Consider the following 17,681-nt stretch of genomic DNA (forward strand, 5'->3'; position numbering starts at 1 on the left):
CCTGGACCGCGTCTCTACTGCACCGTCCTGGCATCACCGCGGCGCAGCACGCCGACCACCAGCAGGCAGCTGGCCAGCGCGGCGACCCCGCACACCAGGTACCCGATCGAGTAGCCGTGCCCGAGCGCCTCGAAGGCCAGCGGCCCGGCGTGTCCGGGCGGCGAGTCCGGCGGGACCGAGTTCACCGCCAGCGGGCCGCCTTCGGCCATGACGTGCGACGCCGCGGCCTTGACGGCCGGGTCCAGCGACGAGCGGCCGAGCCGGGCCTGGAACCCGGACGCGGCGTTGCTCAGCGCGATCGCCCCGACCACCGCCGGGCCCAGCGTGAACCCGAAGTCCCGCAGCTGGTTGGTGGTGGCGCTGGCCATCCCCTCCCGCGCCGGCTCCACCGTGTTGACCGCGGTCGCGGTGATCGACGACACGGTGAACGCGAACCCGGTCCCGACCAGGCCCAGCGGCAGCACCAGCACCGTCAGCGTCCGGTCGCCGACCGGCAGCGTCGCGGCCAGGAAGTCGCCGGCGGCCATCAGGACCAGGCCGATCGCCAGCAGCCAGCGGGCCGGCATCCGGGCCAGCAGCCGCGAGGTGACCGGGATCAGCAGCAGGGTCAGGCCGTTGAGGAGCAGGAAGGCGACCGAGGTCCGCAGTGGGCTCTGGTGCTGGATCGGACCGAGCCGGATGGAGGTGGCGTAGGCGGTGCCGAGGAAGCTGAACATGCCGACCACGGCCACCACCGACGCCACCGCGAACCCGTGGTTGGCGAAGAGCCCCAGGCGCAGCAGCGGGGAGGCCGCCCGGTGCTCGGCGACGACGAACAGCGCCAGGAAGAGCGCCGCGACGACGAACCCGGCGACGACCGGGCCGGAGCCCCAGCCGTCGGACGGCCCCTGGATGACCGCGTACAGCAGCGCGAACAGGCCGACGCCGATGGTGATCTGGCCGCCGAGGTCGAGCGAGCGGCCGCCCGGCGACCGGGAGTCGCGCGCGAGCAGCAGGCTGGTCAGGGCACTGACGCCGGCCACGACCGCGACCACGACGAACGACCAGCGCCAGGACCCGTGGGCGGCGGTGAACCCGCCGAGCACCGGCGCCAGCGCACCGCCGACCGAGAGCAGCCCGGCCCACAACGCGATGAGCCGCGCGCGCTCGCCGTGCCCCCGGGTCCCGGCGACGATCATCGCCAACGACGTCGGGAACAGCGCCGCCGCGCCGATCCCGGACAGCGCCTGGCCGGCCCACAGCGCGTGGACGCCGTGCGAGGCCGCCGAGACCGACTCGCCCAGGCCCAGCAGCACGGCGCCGCCGATCAGCAGCCGCTTGCGGCCGAACAGATCGCCCAGCACGCCGAAGGTCAGCTCCAGAACGCTGACCGGCAGCAGGAACGCGTCGGAGATCCAGGTCAGCTGCGAGCCGACGGGGTGCAGGTCCTGCTGGAACAGGCCGTTGAGGGTCGCCGGGATCGCGACGCCGATCTGCGCCAGGCACACGGCCAGGCAGCAGGCTATGAGGGTGCCGAGGGCCAGCGGTGCGCGCTCGACGTCGGTGCCGGTGGGCGGGAGCCCGGTGGTCGCGGACATGGTCGGTCCTTCGGGGGTCGGGGACGAGCTCGGTTGTGGTGGGCCGGGGCCGGCACCGGGATGGTGCGGGCATCGAGCACGGCCGGTGTCAGGGCGCTGTCGGTATCGCTGTCGGCATCAGGGCGCTGTCGGCTTCGGGCGCGGCGGCCATCAGAGCACTGTCGGCGCCGGGCTGCGGCTGCCGGCTTACCGGCAGAGCGCTACCGGCCGCCGTCGACAAGCCGTCCGGGCCGGAAGTCCACGAAAGCCGTGGTCCCACCAGGCTGGTCGGCGCCGAGCGCGGCGGCCGAGGTGTCGCCCCAGTGCCCGGTGTCGATCCGGTGCTCGACCGCGTGTAGTCCGGCGAGGATCTCGTTCGTGGTGAAGGCGCAGTGCCCCTGCCGCGCTACGTATGCCTGCCGCAGCAGCCGGCCGTCGCCGGCGTCGCGGACCCTCGCGGCGAAGGCGTTCTCCTGCTCGACGGGGACGAGCTGGTCGGCGGTGGTGTGCACGTCGAGCAGCGGCACGGCCAGGCGCTGCCCCGCGGTCGACGTCCGCGCCATCCAGGTCGTGGCGGCGGGATCGGCGTGGTAGGCCGGGGCCGCGTGCAGGGCGTCCAGATCGGCGTCCAGGTTCAGGCCGGCCGCGTGATACAGGGCTCGGACCTCGTCCCGGTGCGACGAGGAGGCGAGCAGGGCCCGCCAGTCCAGGCCCGCGGTGGAACCGCTGTCGCCGCCCGCCGCCTGCTCGATCGAGGGCCGCGAGCCGATGATGAAGGCCAGCTGCCCGGCGGCGATCCACGCTTCCTGCTGGCTCTCCTGACCGGCGCTGTCCCCCGGCGCCGGCGGGTTCTGGCCGGGCGCCCAGGCCGGCAGGTTCAGGAACGCCGCCGCCAACGCGATCCGGGCCCGTCCCGCAGGCGTCTGCTGCGCGGCCTCCACGGCATCGGTCAAGGTCGTCGCCACGGCTGCGGCGTCGCCGGGCCCGGAGTAGCCGGTCAAGTGGACGTGGGCGTCCGGCGCCAGCAGAGTCGCCAGGACGACCTCGCCGGCGAGCTGGTAGTCGTTCAGGTCCAGACCGCCGGCGACCAGGCCGCACAGCCCGAGCGAGCCGGCGACCCGGCCGTGCGCGTCGCGGACGATCTGGGCGTTGACCAGGCCGCCCATCGACTCCCCGACCGAGACGGTGCGGGCCGGCCGGCCGATGACGGCCCGGACCGCGTCCAGGGTCTGGAACTGGTCGCGCTCGGCGCTGCCGAGGGCCCACCACGAACCGTTCGGGTCGTACGAGGAGCCGGCCAGCGCGTACCCGGCGGCCAGCAGGGCGGACTGGGACTCCGGGCTCGGCGCGTCCTGCGCCGCGGTGGGACCGTACCCGTGGCTGAACAGCAGCAGCGTGCCGTTCCAGGCGGCCGGGACGTCGGCGATCCACGTCGCGCCGTCGGCGAGCGTGCCGGTGTGGTGCCCCGGCGCCGGCGCCGGGGCGGCGGTCGCGGCCGAGGGCACGACGACGAAGGCTGAGAAGGTTGTCAGGACCGTGAGGCCGACGGCGAGGCGTCGGCGCGTGCGCGTGCTCATGGGCGGTGCTCCTTTTCGGAAAGGTTGCGAAGGGAGCGTGAGAATGACGCTTGGAGAACGCGACGAAATGTAGGGCAGTTTTTTGGCGGCAGTCAATGGCGTGCCGAATATTTGGCCGCGCCGGACCGCGCCGGACCCCGCGAGGCAGTCCAGGTGATCAGGGCGTTGCGGGTCCGCTAGCGGAGCCGAAGCGTGTCCAGCGTCCGCTCGGCCTCGGCGCGCGCCGCCGCCTCCCGCTCTCCCGCGAGGGCATGGAACAGCTCCTCGGCCTGAATCGCGGGCCAGTCCGCCGGCAGATGCTCGGCCGGCAGGTGCGGGTCGCGCCGTACCAAGTCCAGCCAGTCGGTGTGCAGCAGCAACTGGCTTCCCAAGGGGTCCGGCACGCCGGGTCCGGGCTGCGACCAGCGTTGGACGAACGCCTGGTAGTCGGCGGCGATCGCGCCGACGTCGAAGGCTGTCTCCAGCACGGCCGCGACCTCGGTCGGCTTCAGGATGGTGCCGCGGAACACCCGCAGGTGCGCGTCCAGGCCCAGGTCGCCGAGCAGGGCGGCGGCGTCCACGTCGGATGGCGCCACCCACAGCCCGTTCTGCAGCGGCCCGAACCCGCCCCAGGTCAGCCGAGAGCGCAGATCGTGCCGCTCCCGGCGCCACGCCTCGGGGAGCGAGAACCCGACCAGCGTCCACTGGCCGTCCCAGTCGAGGTTGGCCGCGCCGCGCCGCCAGATCCGATCGTAGCCGTCCTGCAGCACGGACACGGCACGCGGCGTGAGCGCGAAGTACATCTTGCGCCCTTGGCGGTGGCGCTCCAGCAGGCCTCTGCTCACCATGCGGGTCAGCGTCGAGCGCACCGCCTCCTCGGTGACGTCCACCCGGCCCAGGGCGTCGATGACGGAGCCGGAGGAGACCGCGAGATCGCGTCCCAGGACGTGGATGCCGAAGAAAGTCAGCATCAGCGACTGCGGTCGCGGCGAAGGCTCGGCACTGCTCACCAGGTCAGGGTAGGGCATCGCCGATGTTCGGCAAACTATTGACGGCAGTCACGACAGTGCCTAAGTTGTGCCGCATGATCCTCAGCAACAAGGTCGCCGTGGTCACCGGAAGCGGGCGGGGCCTCGGCCTGGCCTATGCCAAAGCCCTGGCCGCGGCTGGCGCGGCGGTGGTCGTGAACGACGTCGACGCGGACGCGGCGCGCGCCGCGGTCAAGGAGATCGAGGCAGCGGGCGGCCGAGCCGTCGCCGAGGTCGCCGCGGTCGGCACCACCGACGCCGCCGAGGCGCTCGTGCGGCGCGCGGTCGACAGCTTCGGCCGCCTGGACGTGATGGTCACCAACGCCGGCGTGCTGCGCGACAAGGTCCTGTGGAAGATGTCCGACGAGGACTTCGACACCGTGGTGCGGGTCCACCTGCGCGGCACCTTCACCTGCGCCCGCGCCGCCGCCGAGCGCATGCGCGAGCAGGGCGAAGGCGGCCGCATCATCGTCGCCGGCTCCCCGGCCGGCCAGCGCGGCAACTTCGGGCAGACCAACTACGCCGCGGCCAAGGCGGGCATCGCGGCCATGGTCCGCACCTGGTCCATGGAGCTCGCGAGAGCCGACATCACCGCCAACGCGATCATCCCGGTCGCGGCCACCGCCATGACCAAGACCATCCCGGCCTTCGCCCCGCACGTCGAAGCCCTCGAACAAAGCGGCACGCCGCTGCCCGACACGCTGCGCAAGGGCGAGGGATTCGGCACGCCCGAGGACGTCGCCCCGCTCGTCGTCTTCCTGGCCTCCGACGCCGCCGCCGGCATCACCGGGCAGTGCATCGGCATCGGCGGTGACAAGCTGGCGCTGTGGTCGCATCCGCAGGAGATCTCCGTCGCCTACGCCGACGGCGGTTGGAGCGCCGACGCCATCGCGGCGGCCTGGCCGGTCAGCGTGGGCCGGACCCCGGAGACGGTCGGCATCCCCGCGCCCGGGATCTGAGGGTGCTGATGAACAGAGTGCTGATGAACCTCGACGAACTCACCGCCATCGACGTCCACACACACGCCGAGGTGTCGGCCAAGGGACACGGCTCGCTGTCGGAGGAGTTGGACGCCGCGGCCGGCGAATACTTCAAGGCCGAGCACCGCCGTCCGACGCTGCCGGAGATCGCCGCGTACTACCGCGAGCGGAAGATGGCCTGCGTCGTGTTCACCGTGGACGCCGAGAGCGCGACCGGAACCCCGGCCGTGCCGAACGAGGAAGTCGCCGAGGCCGCCGCCGCGAACCCGGACGTCATCATTCCGTTCGCCAGTATCGATCCGTACAAGGGGCGGCTCGGCGTCAACCAGGTCAGACGACTCGTGCGCGAGTTCGGCGTCCGAGGCTTCAAGTTCCACCCCAACGTCCAGGGGTTCGCGCCGAACGACCGGCTGGCGTACCCGCTGTACGAGGCCATCGAGGCCGAGGGCGCCATCGCCGTCTTCCACACCGGCCAGACCGGCATCGGCGCCGGTGCCCGCGCAGGCGGCGGCATCCGGCTCAAGTACAGCAACCCGATGCTGGTCGACGACGTCGCGGTGGATTTCCCCGATCTGCCGATCATCCTGGCCCACCCCTCGTTCCCCTGGCAGGACGAGGCGCTCGCGGTGGCGACCCACAAGCCGCAGGTGCACATCGACCTGTCCGGCTGGTCGCCGAAGTACTTCCCGCCGCAACTGGTGCAGTACGCCAACACCCTGCTGAAGGACAAGGTGCTGTTCGGCTCGGACTACCCGTTGCTGACCCCGGACCGCTGGCTGGCCGACTTCGCGAAGCTGCCGATCAAGGACGAGGTCCGGCCCAAGATCCTCAAGGAGAACGCGGCCCGGCTGCTGGGCCTGGCCGCCGGCTGAACCGCCACTTTCCGCCCTCTCAGACAGGGAGCGCATCGCGATGCACAACCACGGCATCGGATCCTGGCCCGCACGCCGGGCGCGCAAGACACCTCGTCGCACCGCGCTGGTCCACGAGGACCGCACCATCACGTACGCCGAACTCGACGACCGCGTGAACCGGCTGGCGCACGTGCTGCGCGAACGCGGGATCGGTCGGGGCGACCGCGTCGCCTACCTGGGCCCCAACCACCCGGCCTATCTGGAGACGCTGTTCGCCGCCGGGGCGATCGGCGCGGTGTTCGTCCCGCTCAACACCCGCCTCACCCCGCCCGAGCTGCGCCACCAAATCGACGACTCCGGCAGCACCCTGCTGGTGACGGCCCGCAGTCCGCACGGCGCCGCCTTGGGCGAGGCGATCGAAGTCCTTCCCGCCGAGGGCGCGGACTACGAGGCGGCGCTCGCCGCAGCGGTGCCGGAGCGCCGGGACGAGGCCGTCGGCCTGGACGACCTGTGCCTGATCATGTACACGTCGGGGACCACCGGCCGGCCCAAGGGCGCGATGCTGACCCACGGGAACCTGACGTGGAACTGTCTCAACGTACTGATCGACGGAGACCTGGCGGCCGATGAGGTCACCCTGGTCAGCGCCCCGCTCTTCCACATCGCCGCGCTCGGCATGACCTGCCTGCCCACGCTGCTCAAAGGCGGCACGGCGGTCCTGGAGTCGGCCTTCGACCCGGCGCGCACCCTGGAGCTGATCCGACGGCACCGGGTCACCTGCCTGTTCGGCGTCCCGGCGATGTACGAGATGCTCGCCGCCGAGCCGGGCTGGGAGCAGGCGGACCTGTCGAGCCTGCGGAACCTGATGTGCGGCGGCGCGCCGGTTCCGGACCGGACGATCCGGCGCTATCTGGACCGGGGCCTGGCCTTCATCCAGGGCTACGGCATGACCGAGGCGGCGCCGGGCGTCCTGCTGCTCCCGGGCCGCGACGCGGCAGAGCACGCCGGCTCGGCCGGGGTGCCGCAGTTCTTCACCGATGTGCGCCTGGTCGGCGCCGACGGAGCGCCGGTCGGGGTCGACGAGCCCGGCGAGTTGCTGGTCAGCGGGCCGAACGTGACGCCCGGCTACTGGCGGCGGCCGCAGGAGACGGAAGAGGCGTTCCACGAAGGGTCCTGGTTCCGCTCCGGCGACATCGCGAGGGCCGACGCGGACGGGTACGTCCGGCTCGTCGACCGCGTCAAGGACATGATCATCTCCGGCGGGGAGAACGTCTACCCGGCCGAGGTCGAGAACGCCCTGCTGGACCACCCCGACGTCGCCGAGTGCGCGGTGTTCGGCGTGCCCGACGAGAAGTGGGGCGAGGTCGGCCGGGCCGTGGTCGTGCTCAAAGCGGGCCGCGCCCCCGACGCCGCCGCGCTGCTGGCCCACCTCGACGGCCGGCTGGCCCGCTACAAGATCCCCAGGTCGGTGGTCTTCACCGACACCCTGCCGCGCAGCGGCGCAGGGAAGGTGCTCAAGGGCCCGCTCCGCGCGACCCACGGCACCGATGTCAATCCTCTGTGAATCTTCATCAACCCTTTGCGAAAGGTCGGCGACCAACCATGCCCCGCACCGTGACCGGCGTCGCCGGACTCCTCGACCTCGGCGCCGTCGACCTCGGCCACAGCTCCTGGCTCGCCATCGAGCAGAACCGGGTGAACACCTTCGCCGACGCGACCGACGACCACCAGTGGATCCACGTCGACCCCGAACGCGCCGCCGCCGGTCCGTTCGGCGGCGCCATCGCGCACGGCTACCTCACACTGTCGCTGCTGATCCCGTTGTGGAGCGAGCTGCTGACCGTCACGGACGTCGAGATGGCGGTCAACTACGGCCTGAACAAGGTCCGCTTCCCTGCCCCGGTCCGCGTCGGCTCCCGCATCCGCGCCCACGGCGCGATCGCCTCGGTCACCGAGGTCAAGGGCGGCGCCGAGGTGGTGGTGGACCTGAGCGTCGAGATCGAGGGGCAGGAGAAGCCCGCTTGCGCGGCGCAGGCGGTGTATCGGTTCTTCGCCTGAACACGATGACGGCGACGGCCCCGGTCCGCGCGCCGAACTCGGGGCGCGCCCGAGCAGGGGCGATGGCAGTTCGTCTCAATCGGGACGGACAGCGCTCAAACGATCGGCCGAGTAAGTTAGAGTTCTGCGATAGTCGGCAGCACGGAGGTCCTGCCCGGACTCCGGGCCACATGCCGTCACATCACCCTCGAAAGGAATGCTGACGCATGTCCCGTACTCCCCGAGCGAGCCGGCTGCCGTGGTTCGTGCCGCGCCGCCGGCGGGCTGCACTGGCAGCGGCGGCGGTGCTGTCTGTTGCCGGCATCGCCGCAGCGCCTGCCTCCGCGACAGCCTCGCCTGCCTCCGCGCGCGTGACAAAGACCGCTACCGCCGCCGTCCACGCGACAGCCGCCGATCCGGTGAGCGGGCAACTCGCCTACGTCGCCGTGGGCGGAGCCTTCGGTCTGCCGAGCGCCTTGGCCGTGATGGACACCCGGACCGACTCGCTCGTCGACTTCCACACCATGACCCAGTCCCTGAACGGCATCGCCGTGAACCCGGCGGGTACCCGGGTCTACGGAACCGCGCAGGGCGCTGTCGTGGTCATGGATCCGGTCACCGACGCGACGCTGAGCACGTTCCCGGTCGGCGCGAGCGACGGTGACATCGCGATCGCCCCCTCCGGCGGCCAGGCGTACGTCGCCGATTCCAGCGGCACCGGATCGGTCCACGTCGTCGACACCGCCGCGCAGACCGTGACCGCCACCGTCGCGGCCGGCGGCTACGGCCTGGCCCTGAGCCCGGATGGGACCCGGCTCTACACGACCGGGCCCGGCGGCGTCCTGTCGGTGATCGACACCGCCACCGACACGGTGGTGGCGACAGTCGCCTGCGGCACCTCCACCGGATACGTGGCCGTCGACGGGACCGGGGCTCACGCCTACGTGACCGACCGGGCCACGCGCTCCCTGTACGTCGTGGACACCGCGACGGACTCCGTGACCTCCACCGTCTCGCTGGCCTCCTTCATCGGCAATCCGACCCGCGTGGTCGTCAACCCGGCGGGCACGACGGCGTACGTCGGCCAGGGCGCGGGCGGCGAGGTCCTGGCTGTCGATCTGGCGTCTGACAACGTCCTGCACATCCTGCAGGCGGGCACGGCCATCCTGGCCGAGGCCATCGACGGTGCCGGGAGCAAGCTCTACGCGGGCGGCTCCAACACCCCCATGGATCCGGCGGGCTCGGTCGCAGTGTTCGACACCGCCTCCGAGACCAAGAGCGGCGGACTCGACATCACCGGCTATGCCACCGGTATCGCCCTGGGCCAGACGTCGCCCGGCACGGCTGTGTCGATGACGACGACCCCGACCGGGATCGCCACGCAGGGACACCCGGTGACACTGACGGCGACGGTGTCGGGCGCGGACTCCGGGACGGTGCAGTTCTACGACCGTACGTCGTCGGCGTACGGCTCCGTCCCCCTGGGCGCACCCGTGCCGGTCACCAACGGCACCGCCACCCTCAGCACCACCTCGCTGACGATCGACACCCACAGCCTCAGCGCCGCCTTCACTCCGGCTGCGCCCGGACTGCTGCGCTCGGCCTCAAGCGCGGTGAGCGTGCAGGTGATCCCCGCCGGCGTGAACGTCGAGCAGGCCTACAACGAGACCGGAACCGGCATCGTGATCACCACGCTGTACACCACCGGTCCCCGGCTGCTGCTCGCCTTCGTCAGCTCTGACGGCCCCGGGGAGAAGCAGAGCGCCAGCGTCACGAGCTCGGGTCTCGACTGGACGCTGGTGAAGCGTGCCAACAACCAGGGCGGCACCGCGGAGATCTGGTCCGCCTTCGCCTCCGGCCCGCTGTCCGGTACCGCCGTCGCCTCCTCGCCGCAGTTCGACGGCTTCGACCAACAGCTGACCGTCCTGGTGCTCACCGGCGCGACGAGGGTCGGTGCGAGCGCCGCGACCGGCAGCTCCACCGGCGTCGGTCACGTGTCGGTGACCACGACCGGGGCCGGCTCGCAGGTGTACGGGGTGGGAGAGGACTACACCAACGCGCAGGACCGGACTGTCGCCTCGGGGCAGCGGCTGTACAGCCAGTGGGTGGACACCGCCGCCGGCGACACCTACTGGACCCAGGGCACCAGCGGGACGACCATCCCCTCGGGTACCAAAGTCACCCTTTCCGACACCGCACCGACTGGCGACACCTGGAACATGGCAGCCGTCGAAGTGCTCGGGTCCGGCTCATAGCCGAACGCGGTCCGCTGCAGGGACGACGATGAGTTCCTGCAGCGGGATCAGTGTGCTGCCGATGTCGCCGATGAGGTCGGCGGGCACGGACAGCTCCGTGAGCGTGTCGACCAGGTGGCCCACGACACGGTCGAAGTGCTTCTGAGTGATCGCCAATCGCGCATGCGCCTCCTTCATCGGACGGCCGGCGTAGATCTCCGAGCCACCGACCGCGGCGGCCAAGAACGAACGCTGATGCGCCTTGAGCCGCTCAAGGTCCACCCCCTCGAAGTAGCCCACCAGCTCCGTGTCCGCCAAGACCCTCGCGTAGAAATCCTCGACAGCCGCCGCCAGAGCAGGCGCACCGCCGATCGCCTCGTAGATGCTCATGGCATCGATTTCAGGGCTGCTCCATACGGTCGGGATTGCCGACTGGTGACGGTTCGGTGAGAGCTTCCGCACGGTGCGTATCCGCGATGAGCGGAGCGAAGAGAGCCGAGGCCAAACCCACCTGCTCGTCACTTGACCTCGCGTTGGCTCCTCGTTGGTAAAGATTCGGTAATGCACCGAGGGCATTCACGAATGCTGGAAGTGGTAAGTAAGCAGGCTGTTGCCTTTCTGGCCGCCGTTGTCGGCACCTTTTGCTCGGCCCGGGCGAGAGTTCGCCATCCCGATCATGCGGCTCTAAGACACCTTCTCTACATACGCCTGTCGCGCGGATAGACCGAGCCGCGCGGCGGAGCGGCCCCCCGGACAAGAGGAGCCCACCCTGATGGACCCCATGATCGCCGCCACCGTGGCGACGACGCTCGGCGTGAACGCGCTGGCCGTCGTGTCGCGGTGGTCGGACGCGCGCCAGTCGAGACTGCGGCTGACCGAGCTGACCCGCTGCGACCTCACGCGCAGCCTGCCTGGCGGCAGTCGGATCGTCGACATCGGCCGCTCGGCGATCGTCATCCAGATCGGCGACACGACGTCGGATGGCGAGGCCTGATATGACCCCGGACGACGACTCCGACTGGATGCCCGGCGGCGGTGCGACCCGTCTCGCCGACGTTTCGCACGCCGTTCGCGAGGACTTCCGCAAGCTGGTCGAGGAGAACTACGACGCCGTGGTCAAGTACGTCCGAGGGCTCGGGGCGAGCATCGCCGACGCTCAGGACGCGACGCAAGAGGCCTTCACCGATGCCTGGCAGCAGATCAGCGAGGACGGGACGGCGTCGATCCGCTCCCCGCGCGGCTGGCTTCGGTTGGTCGCTCGCCGGAAGTACCAGCAGCGGGGTACCCGGAGAGCGGAATTCCTGGCGATGCCCGTTCCCTACTTGCCCGAAGTCGTTCGCGGTAGCGACGACCCCAGTGCTCTGCCGGCGCTCGCGGTCTCGGTACGGCGCGGGCTTGAGCGGATGGGCGATCCGCTGCGCACCATCTTGGAACTGTCGATGGACGGCCTGACGGCTCGCGAGATCGTCGCCGCGCTCGGCCGCGGCGATCAGCCGAGCCAAGCGGAGTTGCAGTGGATCCAGGACCAGCTGAAGAAGGCGCGGAAGATCATGTGGACGTACCTCACCGACGAGGACGGGGGACGCTGGTGAACGCTGGTGACGTTCCGGACGACGGCCTCGTTCCGGACAACGGCCTCGCGCCGGACGACGAGCTCGCGGCGGATGCCGACGGCGAACCGTTCGACGGGATGCTCGACGCGATCCTCGCCTCGGCGAACTGCGAGATGCTCGACCATGTCCGCGCTCGAATCCACCCGGAGATCGCACAAGAGGTGGACAGCCGGGCCGTTCTTCAGGCGCCGAGCGGACCGGCCGCGGGCGACGCGGCCGATTCGGCGAGGCCGAAGACGGTCGTCGACGACCTCTGGGCGCTGTCCGGCGAGGAGGAACTCTGTCTCGCCCTGGAGCTGACCGTGGAGTTGACCGACGCGATCGATCTGTCTCTCGACATGGCCCTGGCGGTCTCCGGCGGCGACGGTTGCGCCCGAGTACGTGCCCTGCTTCACGCGCTGTGCGTCGACTTGGCCGCCGCCCGCGACTTCGAACCCGAGCAGGCCCGCGCCTCCACGCTGGCCTTCGCCTGCGACGCGCCCTTGACGCCCGACCGCGTCGACTCGGCGCGCTCCGTCGGCCGCTCTCGGATGCTCGACTTCGCCATCGTGATCGCCCGGACCCTGGAACGTACGCTATCGGACACGGACACAGACACAGACACAGACACAGATGCGACCGGAGTGATGTCCGGACACGCGCACGCCATCGTCCGCAGGCTTGAGCGAGCGCGAGACCTCCAGCTCGGTCAGGCGATCCTCCGCCGGATCGACGGAGTCACCCACGTCGACACCTCCGGCGCCGACCTCTCCTACCTTCGCCGTGACACGCTCGAAGTCCCCGCCGGCACCACGTGGTCGGAGGAGACCAAGTGGCCGACAGGTGTCGGCGCGCGGCTCCGGACCGCCTCGCGGAAGTACCGGTCGGGCCGCTATCTGGTGGAGGTTCGGGAGACGTAATGGTTACAACCGAGGCCTGCTGTTCGTGGGGTCGACCGGTGATCCGTGGGACGAGCGGACACCGTTCGTGTGGATGATCGGGGTGAGGCGTCGCGTGTGATGGTCGTCCGCGACTGCGCCGACGGCGAGCGGTCGCTGACCTTGGCCCGAGACATGCTGGCGGCATCGGGCGGGGCGGGATGGGGCTGGGCGACGCTACATACGTGCCGTCTCCAGGCGCGGCCGGCAGCGCCGCAGCTCGTCGACCGGCATCCCGCCGACGAGTTCCTCGGCGACGAGTCGGCCGAGTGTCGGCGCCAGGGTGATCGCCGAGTGCGCGACGGCGACGTAGACGGACCGGTCCGGCGTCACGGTGCCGACGATCGGCCCGTCGGCGGGCATCGGCCGACCCGAGACCTGGTGACTGAGCAGGCGGCAGGCGGCTCCGCCGTCGAAGCTTGATACCAGGCGGTGGAAGGTGCGGCGCGCTTCGCGTTCCACCGACTCCGCCGACTGTCCGTCGGTGTAGGGCATCGTGAGCAGCAGGTCGCCGTCGCGGACCTCCCGGACCTCGAAGTGCGGACCGGCCAGGATCGTCTTGACCAGGCCCGGAGGCGCGGCGACACGCAGCAGGCAGGCCGGTGAGGCGGCGACGGGCAACTCGACGCCGAGCGGCCGGCACAACGCGGCGGTCGCCACTCCGGCGGCCACCACCACGGTCCCTGCGGGATGGAATCCAGCCGACGTCGACACCCCGTGCCCCTCGGGCGGGTTGAGCATGATCGCCGACGCTCCGTAGACCACCTCGGCACCGTGGGCACGCGCCCCGCGCAGGAGCGCGGCGGTCGTAGCCGCCGGATCGACGCCTCCGTCCGTGGGAATGTGGACCGCCCGGTCGGGCGGGTTCAGCAGGCGAGGTTCCAAAAGCGCGATCTCATCCGCGCCGACCATGATCTGACCGGGGTATATCATGGGATTCCCATCGCTGCCCCAGGTCAACGACCCAGTCCAGCGCACCGCGATCTCAGGCAGCTCACTCTCAAGCCGCCGGTGATCAGCGAGGACATGACCGCGCAGATCCCGCGCACCACCCGGCCACGCCCCACCGGTATCGCCGACCCAGGCAAACGAGCCCCCGGTCACGCCAGCGGCCGAAGCCGACTCCCGCTCCAGCACTGTCACCGCGACGCCCCTGCGCGTCAGATGGTAGGCCACCGAGGCACCGACAATTCCCGCGCCCACCACGACGACGTCGGACATAGCCCTCCTTTGTCAACCCGCGGAACGAATCGGCCAAGCCGATCACGGCCTCCACACTAAGGACTCGCAACGAATAAGGCTTTCACGCTTCCGGGGCTACCGGCCCGTCCCCGGTGGATAGGGGCAAGACCGGCGGCAACCACCACGTGATCGTCGAGGCCCACGGCATCCCGTTGGCCGCGGTCGTGACCGGCGGCAACCGCAACGATGTCACCCAGCTGATCCCGCTGATCGAGGCCGTCCCGCCGGTTCGAGATCAGCCCGCCGCACGCGAAGCGACGAGGTGGCTTACTAACATCCGATGTCGGTAGTAGGCGCTACCTTTTCGCTCGTGAGTGAGATGACCCGCTTTTACCGGCAACCGAGCCCGACCTCCGACCTCGGGCGCCACACAGACCTCTCGCGCGACCTTCCGGCCGACCCGCAGGCGCTCAGCGCAATCGTGCGAGGGTTGCTTGTCCACAACTTCACCGCGAAGGTTCAGGGTCTGCAGCTTCCACCCGATCGCATGTCGCACATGGAGACCGTCGGTGCCGAAGCGATCTTGGACAACGTGTTCAGCCTCGACCCGGCTTCCCTGAGTTTCGAGCGGCCCCCCGAGGGCAGGATGGTCGGCTTCTGCTACCACTTCGCGCTGCTGCACTGCGCCTTGCTGCGCGCCACCGGTACGCCGGCCCGCGTTCGGTGCGGCTTCGCCAGCTACTTCGAGGCGCGACGGTGGATCGACCACTGGGTGGTCGAGTTCTGGGATGGTAACGGCTGGCGGCTCACGGACCCTCAGATCGGACGCGGCGACCTGACCAGTGATGACTTCCAAGACGGCCTGACCGCGTGGAACCAATGTCGCGGCGGCGCTGCGCCGCCAGCTTTGTACGGCAACGGAGAACTCTGGGGCTGGGACGAATTGCGAGGCAGTCTGATCAATGACGTCGCGGCCCTCAACAAGGTCGAGGTCGCCGGCTGGTACTGGTGCGAGCGTCTCCAGGTCGATCCTCTCGATCAGCCGCATGACGAACTCGACACGTCACTCGACATCCTCTCTCGTCACGCGGCAACCGCGGAATCGGTCGAGACAATCAAGGAGTGCTTTGCCCTGTACCCGGACTTGCAGCCGCCAGCGGATGCCGTCGCGCGATAGAACCAGCCCTGAGAAGGGCTAAAGGGGTCAGGCTCCAGGCCACGGAGAGCGCGATCTCGACCTGGCGGGCGTGCCGATAGACCGACATCCGGTCGACAGCCGGAACGTTCGCCGGCGTTCAGCGCGATCAGTCGAGCCTTCGGCGGATCTCATCCGCTTTGCGGTCGCGGAAGGGCATGAGAAGCTCCAACGCCTCGTCCCGAACCTCTTCAGCCTGTGGACTGTTTGAGAGCTCCCGGTAGGACTCGCACAAGAAGCACAGGGTCTTCGCCAGCTCGTAGGGGTCTCCGTCGCGGCGGCGTATCACCACTGCGTCGCGGTGAAAGGCAAGCCCCTCGGACATGTTTCCGAGACGCCGTAGCACCTGCCCCATCCCGTCGAGGGCGTCCGCTTCGCCCCGTACTCGCGCGGTGGACTGTATCTCCAAACAGGATTCGTAATATGCCAGCGCTTCTTCCAAGCGCCCTTGTTCGAGCCGCAGCGCGGCGCCGGCCAAGAGCATCTGGTGGCGCATGTTCGCGGTCAGATTGTCGTAAACCTCAAACCAGCGCTCGGCATCGGCGAACATACCCAGCTCGGTATAGGCCCTGATCAAGCGAACCGAGTTCGCCACGGGCGGATGCGAATCATCCGCGGTTCCCGGGGACACTGCCGGCGGAAGAGTCTCGGCAATCCGCAACGCCTCCTCCGGTAAGCCCATATCCAGGTAGCACTCAGCGAGGTTGCCGAGCACGATCTGCCGCATCGTGCCGGGATCGTCCGGGTGAAGGGCGTCCAGCGCGTGGTGAAGGTGCTCCACCGCTTCTGGGAACTCTCGAAGCAGCAGGTGAGCCACCGCCGCGCGATTCGCGGCGCGGGCAATCCCCTGCCGATCACCGAGTGCCTCGAACAGTGCGAGAGCGGCTGAATGCTGCTCAATCGCGCGCCGGTATTCTCTAGCCCCTTTAAGGGCTGCCCCGAACGTGTTGCGCACCGCCGCCTCGGCAGCCGGGTCCACAAGACGTACCACCGCTGTCAGGCCGAGGCCGGCCGTCTCCAGCCAATGTTCGAAGTCCCGTTCCACATCGAACAGCGGCTCACCGACTACCGGCAGCCGCCAGCAGACGTCGTCGAACCTCTGCGCTGCGGCCATCCTGGCGATCGCCACGATGGTGTCCTTCTCCCCGTCGTACCAGGCGATCGACGACGCGCGGTCTTCCCCCATCCGCGAGGCAGCATTAGCGATGGCGTCCACGTAGAAGTCCGCGAGTCGACGCAGCGCCGCCTGCCTGGCCTCGGCAGTTTCTTGCCGTTCCGCTGCGTGTACGGCGAAGGCCCGAAGCAGATCGTGGAACTGGAACCGCCCCGATGCAGTCCGCTCAAGCAGGTGCGCCCCGGTGAGCGCGTCGAGATACTCCCCCGTCTGCTGCGCAGGCATGGCTACCAGCGCCGCAGCTGAATCCTGGCCGAAATCGGCGCCTGGATGCAGCCCGACGAGACGGAAGACGCGGGCAGCCGATTCCGGCAGGTGGCGATAGGACCAAGCGAAGACCGACTCAGCAGGCTGCGACTCCGCTGGCATGTCCGACATCTCTGTCACCCCGTCCGTCGTGAGCAGCAACGCCTGCTGCCGTAAGCCGTCGATCACTGCTCTGAGCGGGGTGGAAGGCCGGACGATGGCCCGCTCCGCAGCGATGCGCAGCGCCAGCGGCAGGCCGGCGCACAAAGCGGCGAGCTCGGCGATCGCTGAGCCCTCGGCATCCCTGAAGTCGCACATCGCCGAGACCAACAGGGCAGCCGAATCCTCGGCGTCGAGCAGACCGAGGTCGATGCGCGCCGCGCCGATGAACCTGGAGAGCGTCGGCAGCCGGCCCCGGCTCGTGATGAGCACCAGCGAATCGCCACTGCCCGGAAGCAGGACCCTGGCTTGTCCGGCCGTCCCCACGTTGTCGAGGACGATGAGCATCGCGCGGTCGGCAGTCAGCGAGCGGAAGAGCTCGACTCGCTCTTCGATCTCGTGGGGGATATCGGACGCCGGTATCCCCAGGGCCCGCAGAAATCGGTTCAGAGCCGTGGCCGGTGGCAGTGGGTCGTCGGAGGAATACCCGCGAAGGTCGATGAAGAGTTGGCCGTCCGGGTAGCTGGTACGGACCTCGTGCGCGAATCGGAGTGCCAGTGAAGTCTTCCCCGCACCCCCGGTCCCGACGATGACCGCTACCTGTGTCCCGCTTCGCGAGTTCGCTTCGTCGTTCTCCACCATCGCTCGCAACCGCTCCAACTCACGCTCACGCCCGACAAACAGCGGAAGGGCTCCTGGAAGTTGGCGCGGCGGTGTGAGCGACAGCGCGGGCGGCACGCCGAAGCGTGTCTGATAGTGGAAATGGACTCCTCCACGGACGTCGCGAGCCTGCACGACGTCGCGCGCGGTGCCGGACATCGTGGTCGACGAATGGCGCGAGCTGTCGGGGCGGTCGGGGTGGTCGGGGTTTCCGGGACCGGCAGACCGAGTTGTCCCCATCGTGACCGCCTCCATGAAGGTCCCGTGTCCAACGTCTTCAGGGCGTGCCG

15 protein-coding genes and 1 pseudogene are annotated in these 17,681 nt (G+C 70.0%); 10 read left to right on the top strand and 6 right to left on the bottom strand.

Translation table 11 applies throughout. The features are described 5' to 3' along the window. Positions 1-14 precede the first annotated feature (14 nt). The 3 genes from ABH935_RS02340 to ABH935_RS02350 all read right to left on the bottom strand — a co-directional run bounded on the left by ABH935_RS02340 (position 15) and on the right by ABH935_RS02350 (position 4,140). A complete protein-coding gene (locus ABH935_RS02340; RefSeq protein WP_370376075.1) occupies positions 15-1,577 on the bottom strand; it encodes an MFS transporter in 1,563 nt (520 codons plus the stop codon). A gap of 200 nt (positions 1,578-1,777) precedes the next feature. Next, positions 1,778-3,133, bottom strand: a complete 1,356-nt coding sequence (locus ABH935_RS02345) for an alpha/beta hydrolase (RefSeq protein ID WP_370376076.1) — start codon at positions 3,131-3,133, stop codon at positions 1,778-1,780. Positions 3,134-3,309: 176 nt separating this feature from the next. Next, on the bottom strand, positions 3,310-4,140 hold the full coding sequence (locus ABH935_RS02350) for a PaaX family transcriptional regulator C-terminal domain-containing protein (RefSeq protein WP_370376077.1): 831 nt from the start codon (positions 4,138-4,140) through the stop codon (positions 3,310-3,312). A 56-nt stretch (positions 4,141-4,196) separates the two neighbouring features. On the opposite strand from ABH935_RS02350, the gene ABH935_RS02355 reads away from it, so the two are divergent. The 5 genes from ABH935_RS02355 (at position 4,197) to ABH935_RS02375 (ending at position 10,266) form a co-directional block, all read left to right on the top strand. Continuing rightward, on the top strand, positions 4,197-5,099 hold the full coding sequence (locus ABH935_RS02355; protein WP_370376078.1) for an SDR family NAD(P)-dependent oxidoreductase: 903 nt from the start codon (positions 4,197-4,199) through the stop codon (positions 5,097-5,099). Between the two features lie 23 nt (positions 5,100-5,122). Continuing rightward, a complete protein-coding gene (locus ABH935_RS02360) occupies positions 5,123-5,992 on the top strand; it encodes an amidohydrolase family protein (protein ID WP_370376113.1) in 870 nt (289 codons plus the stop codon). A 40-nt stretch (positions 5,993-6,032) separates the two neighbouring features. Continuing rightward, positions 6,033-7,538, top strand: coding sequence for a long-chain fatty acid--CoA ligase (locus ABH935_RS02365; protein WP_370376079.1), 1,506 nt, complete (start codon positions 6,033-6,035; stop codon positions 7,536-7,538). A gap of 38 nt (positions 7,539-7,576) precedes the next feature. Continuing rightward, on the top strand, positions 7,577-8,032 hold the full coding sequence (locus ABH935_RS02370) for a MaoC family dehydratase (RefSeq protein ID WP_370376080.1): 456 nt from the start codon (positions 7,577-7,579) through the stop codon (positions 8,030-8,032). A 350-nt stretch (positions 8,033-8,382) separates the two neighbouring features. Next, positions 8,383-10,266, top strand: coding sequence for an Ig-like domain repeat protein (locus ABH935_RS02375; RefSeq protein WP_370376081.1), 1,884 nt, complete (start codon positions 8,383-8,385; stop codon positions 10,264-10,266). Here ABH935_RS02375 and ABH935_RS02380 read toward each other — a convergent pair. Further along, positions 10,261-10,635 (bottom strand): group 1 truncated hemoglobin, encoded by a 375-nt coding sequence (locus ABH935_RS02380; protein WP_370376082.1) that lies wholly within the window; start codon positions 10,633-10,635, stop codon positions 10,261-10,263. The genes ABH935_RS02375 and ABH935_RS02380 overlap by 6 nt on opposite strands. Positions 10,636-11,017: 382 nt before the next feature. Here ABH935_RS02380 and ABH935_RS02385 point away from each other — a divergent pair, with 382 nt between their 5' ends. Genes ABH935_RS02385 through ABH935_RS02395 form a run of 3 tightly spaced genes read left to right on the top strand, consistent with a single transcriptional unit; the run spans position 11,018 to position 12,757 of the window. Beyond that, positions 11,018-11,239 (top strand): hypothetical protein, encoded by a 222-nt coding sequence (locus ABH935_RS02385; protein ID WP_370376083.1) that lies wholly within the window; start codon positions 11,018-11,020, stop codon positions 11,237-11,239. After that, positions 11,226-11,837: an RNA polymerase sigma factor gene (locus ABH935_RS02390; protein ID WP_370376084.1), complete on the top strand. Its 612-nt coding sequence runs from the start codon at positions 11,226-11,228 to the stop codon at positions 11,835-11,837. Before ABH935_RS02385 ends, ABH935_RS02390 begins: the two co-directional genes overlap by 14 nt. After that, positions 11,834-12,757, top strand: a complete 924-nt coding sequence (locus tag ABH935_RS02395) for a hypothetical protein (RefSeq protein ID WP_370376085.1) — start codon at positions 11,834-11,836, stop codon at positions 12,755-12,757. Before ABH935_RS02390 ends, ABH935_RS02395 begins: the two co-directional genes overlap by 4 nt. Positions 12,758-12,952: 195 nt before the next feature. Here the strand turns inward: ABH935_RS02395 and ABH935_RS02400 are convergent, their stop codons facing one another. Then, positions 12,953-13,996, bottom strand: coding sequence for an NAD(P)/FAD-dependent oxidoreductase (locus ABH935_RS02400; protein ID WP_370376086.1), 1,044 nt, complete (start codon positions 13,994-13,996; stop codon positions 12,953-12,955). A gap of 101 nt (positions 13,997-14,097) precedes the next feature. Between ABH935_RS02400 and ABH935_RS02405 the strand changes: the two are divergent. Further along, positions 14,098-14,250: pseudogene (locus ABH935_RS02405) on the top strand (transposase); the annotation flags it as partial. An 86-nt stretch (positions 14,251-14,336) separates the two neighbouring features. Beyond that, positions 14,337-15,134, top strand: coding sequence for a transglutaminase-like domain-containing protein (locus tag ABH935_RS02410; protein WP_370376114.1), 798 nt, complete (start codon positions 14,337-14,339; stop codon positions 15,132-15,134). Between the two features lie 127 nt (positions 15,135-15,261). On the opposite strand, the gene ABH935_RS02415 is transcribed toward ABH935_RS02410, so the two are convergent. After that, positions 15,262-17,646, bottom strand: coding sequence for an NB-ARC domain-containing protein (locus ABH935_RS02415; protein ID WP_370376087.1), 2,385 nt, complete (start codon positions 17,644-17,646; stop codon positions 15,262-15,264). Positions 17,647-17,681 lie beyond the last annotated feature (35 nt).

This window comes from Catenulispora sp. GAS73 (genome assembly GCF_041262085.1).
GTDB lineage: Bacteria > Actinomycetota > Actinomycetes > Streptomycetales > Catenulisporaceae > Catenulispora.

What these genes read in the sequence shown, in the direction of transcription:
- ABH935_RS02355 (WP_370376078.1), top strand. Translation starts at nt 4,197, where the DNA reads ATGATCCTCAGCAACAAGGTCGCCGTGGTCACCGGAAGCGGGCGGGGC.
- ABH935_RS02365 (WP_370376079.1), top strand. Translation starts at nt 6,033, where the DNA reads ATGCACAACCACGGCATCGGATCCTGGCCCGCACGCCGGGCGCGCAAG.
- ABH935_RS02385 (WP_370376083.1), top strand. Translation starts at nt 11,018, where the DNA reads ATGGACCCCATGATCGCCGCCACCGTGGCGACGACGCTCGGCGTGAAC.
- ABH935_RS02400 (WP_370376086.1), bottom strand. Translation starts at nt 13,996, where the DNA reads ATGTCCGACGTCGTCGTGGTGGGCGCGGGAATTGTCGGTGCCTCGGTG.
- ABH935_RS02345 (WP_370376076.1), bottom strand. Translation starts at nt 3,133, where the DNA reads ATGAGCACGCGCACGCGCCGACGCCTCGCCGTCGGCCTCACGGTCCTG.
- ABH935_RS02380 (WP_370376082.1), bottom strand. Translation starts at nt 10,635, where the DNA reads ATGAGCATCTACGAGGCGATCGGCGGTGCGCCTGCTCTGGCGGCGGCT.
- ABH935_RS02410 (WP_370376114.1), top strand. Translation starts at nt 14,337, where the DNA reads ATGACCCGCTTTTACCGGCAACCGAGCCCGACCTCCGACCTCGGGCGC.
- ABH935_RS02415 (WP_370376087.1), bottom strand. Translation starts at nt 17,646, where the DNA reads ATGGAGGCGGTCACGATGGGGACAACTCGGTCTGCCGGTCCCGGAAAC.
- ABH935_RS02370 (WP_370376080.1), top strand. Translation starts at nt 7,577, where the DNA reads ATGCCCCGCACCGTGACCGGCGTCGCCGGACTCCTCGACCTCGGCGCC.
- ABH935_RS02340 (WP_370376075.1), bottom strand. Translation starts at nt 1,577, where the DNA reads ATGTCCGCGACCACCGGGCTCCCGCCCACCGGCACCGACGTCGAGCGC.
- ABH935_RS02350 (WP_370376077.1), bottom strand. Translation starts at nt 4,140, where the DNA reads ATGCCCTACCCTGACCTGGTGAGCAGTGCCGAGCCTTCGCCGCGACCG.
- ABH935_RS02360 (WP_370376113.1), top strand. Translation starts at nt 5,123, where the DNA reads ATGAACCTCGACGAACTCACCGCCATCGACGTCCACACACACGCCGAG.
- ABH935_RS02390 (WP_370376084.1), top strand. Translation starts at nt 11,226, where the DNA reads ATGGCGAGGCCTGATATGACCCCGGACGACGACTCCGACTGGATGCCC.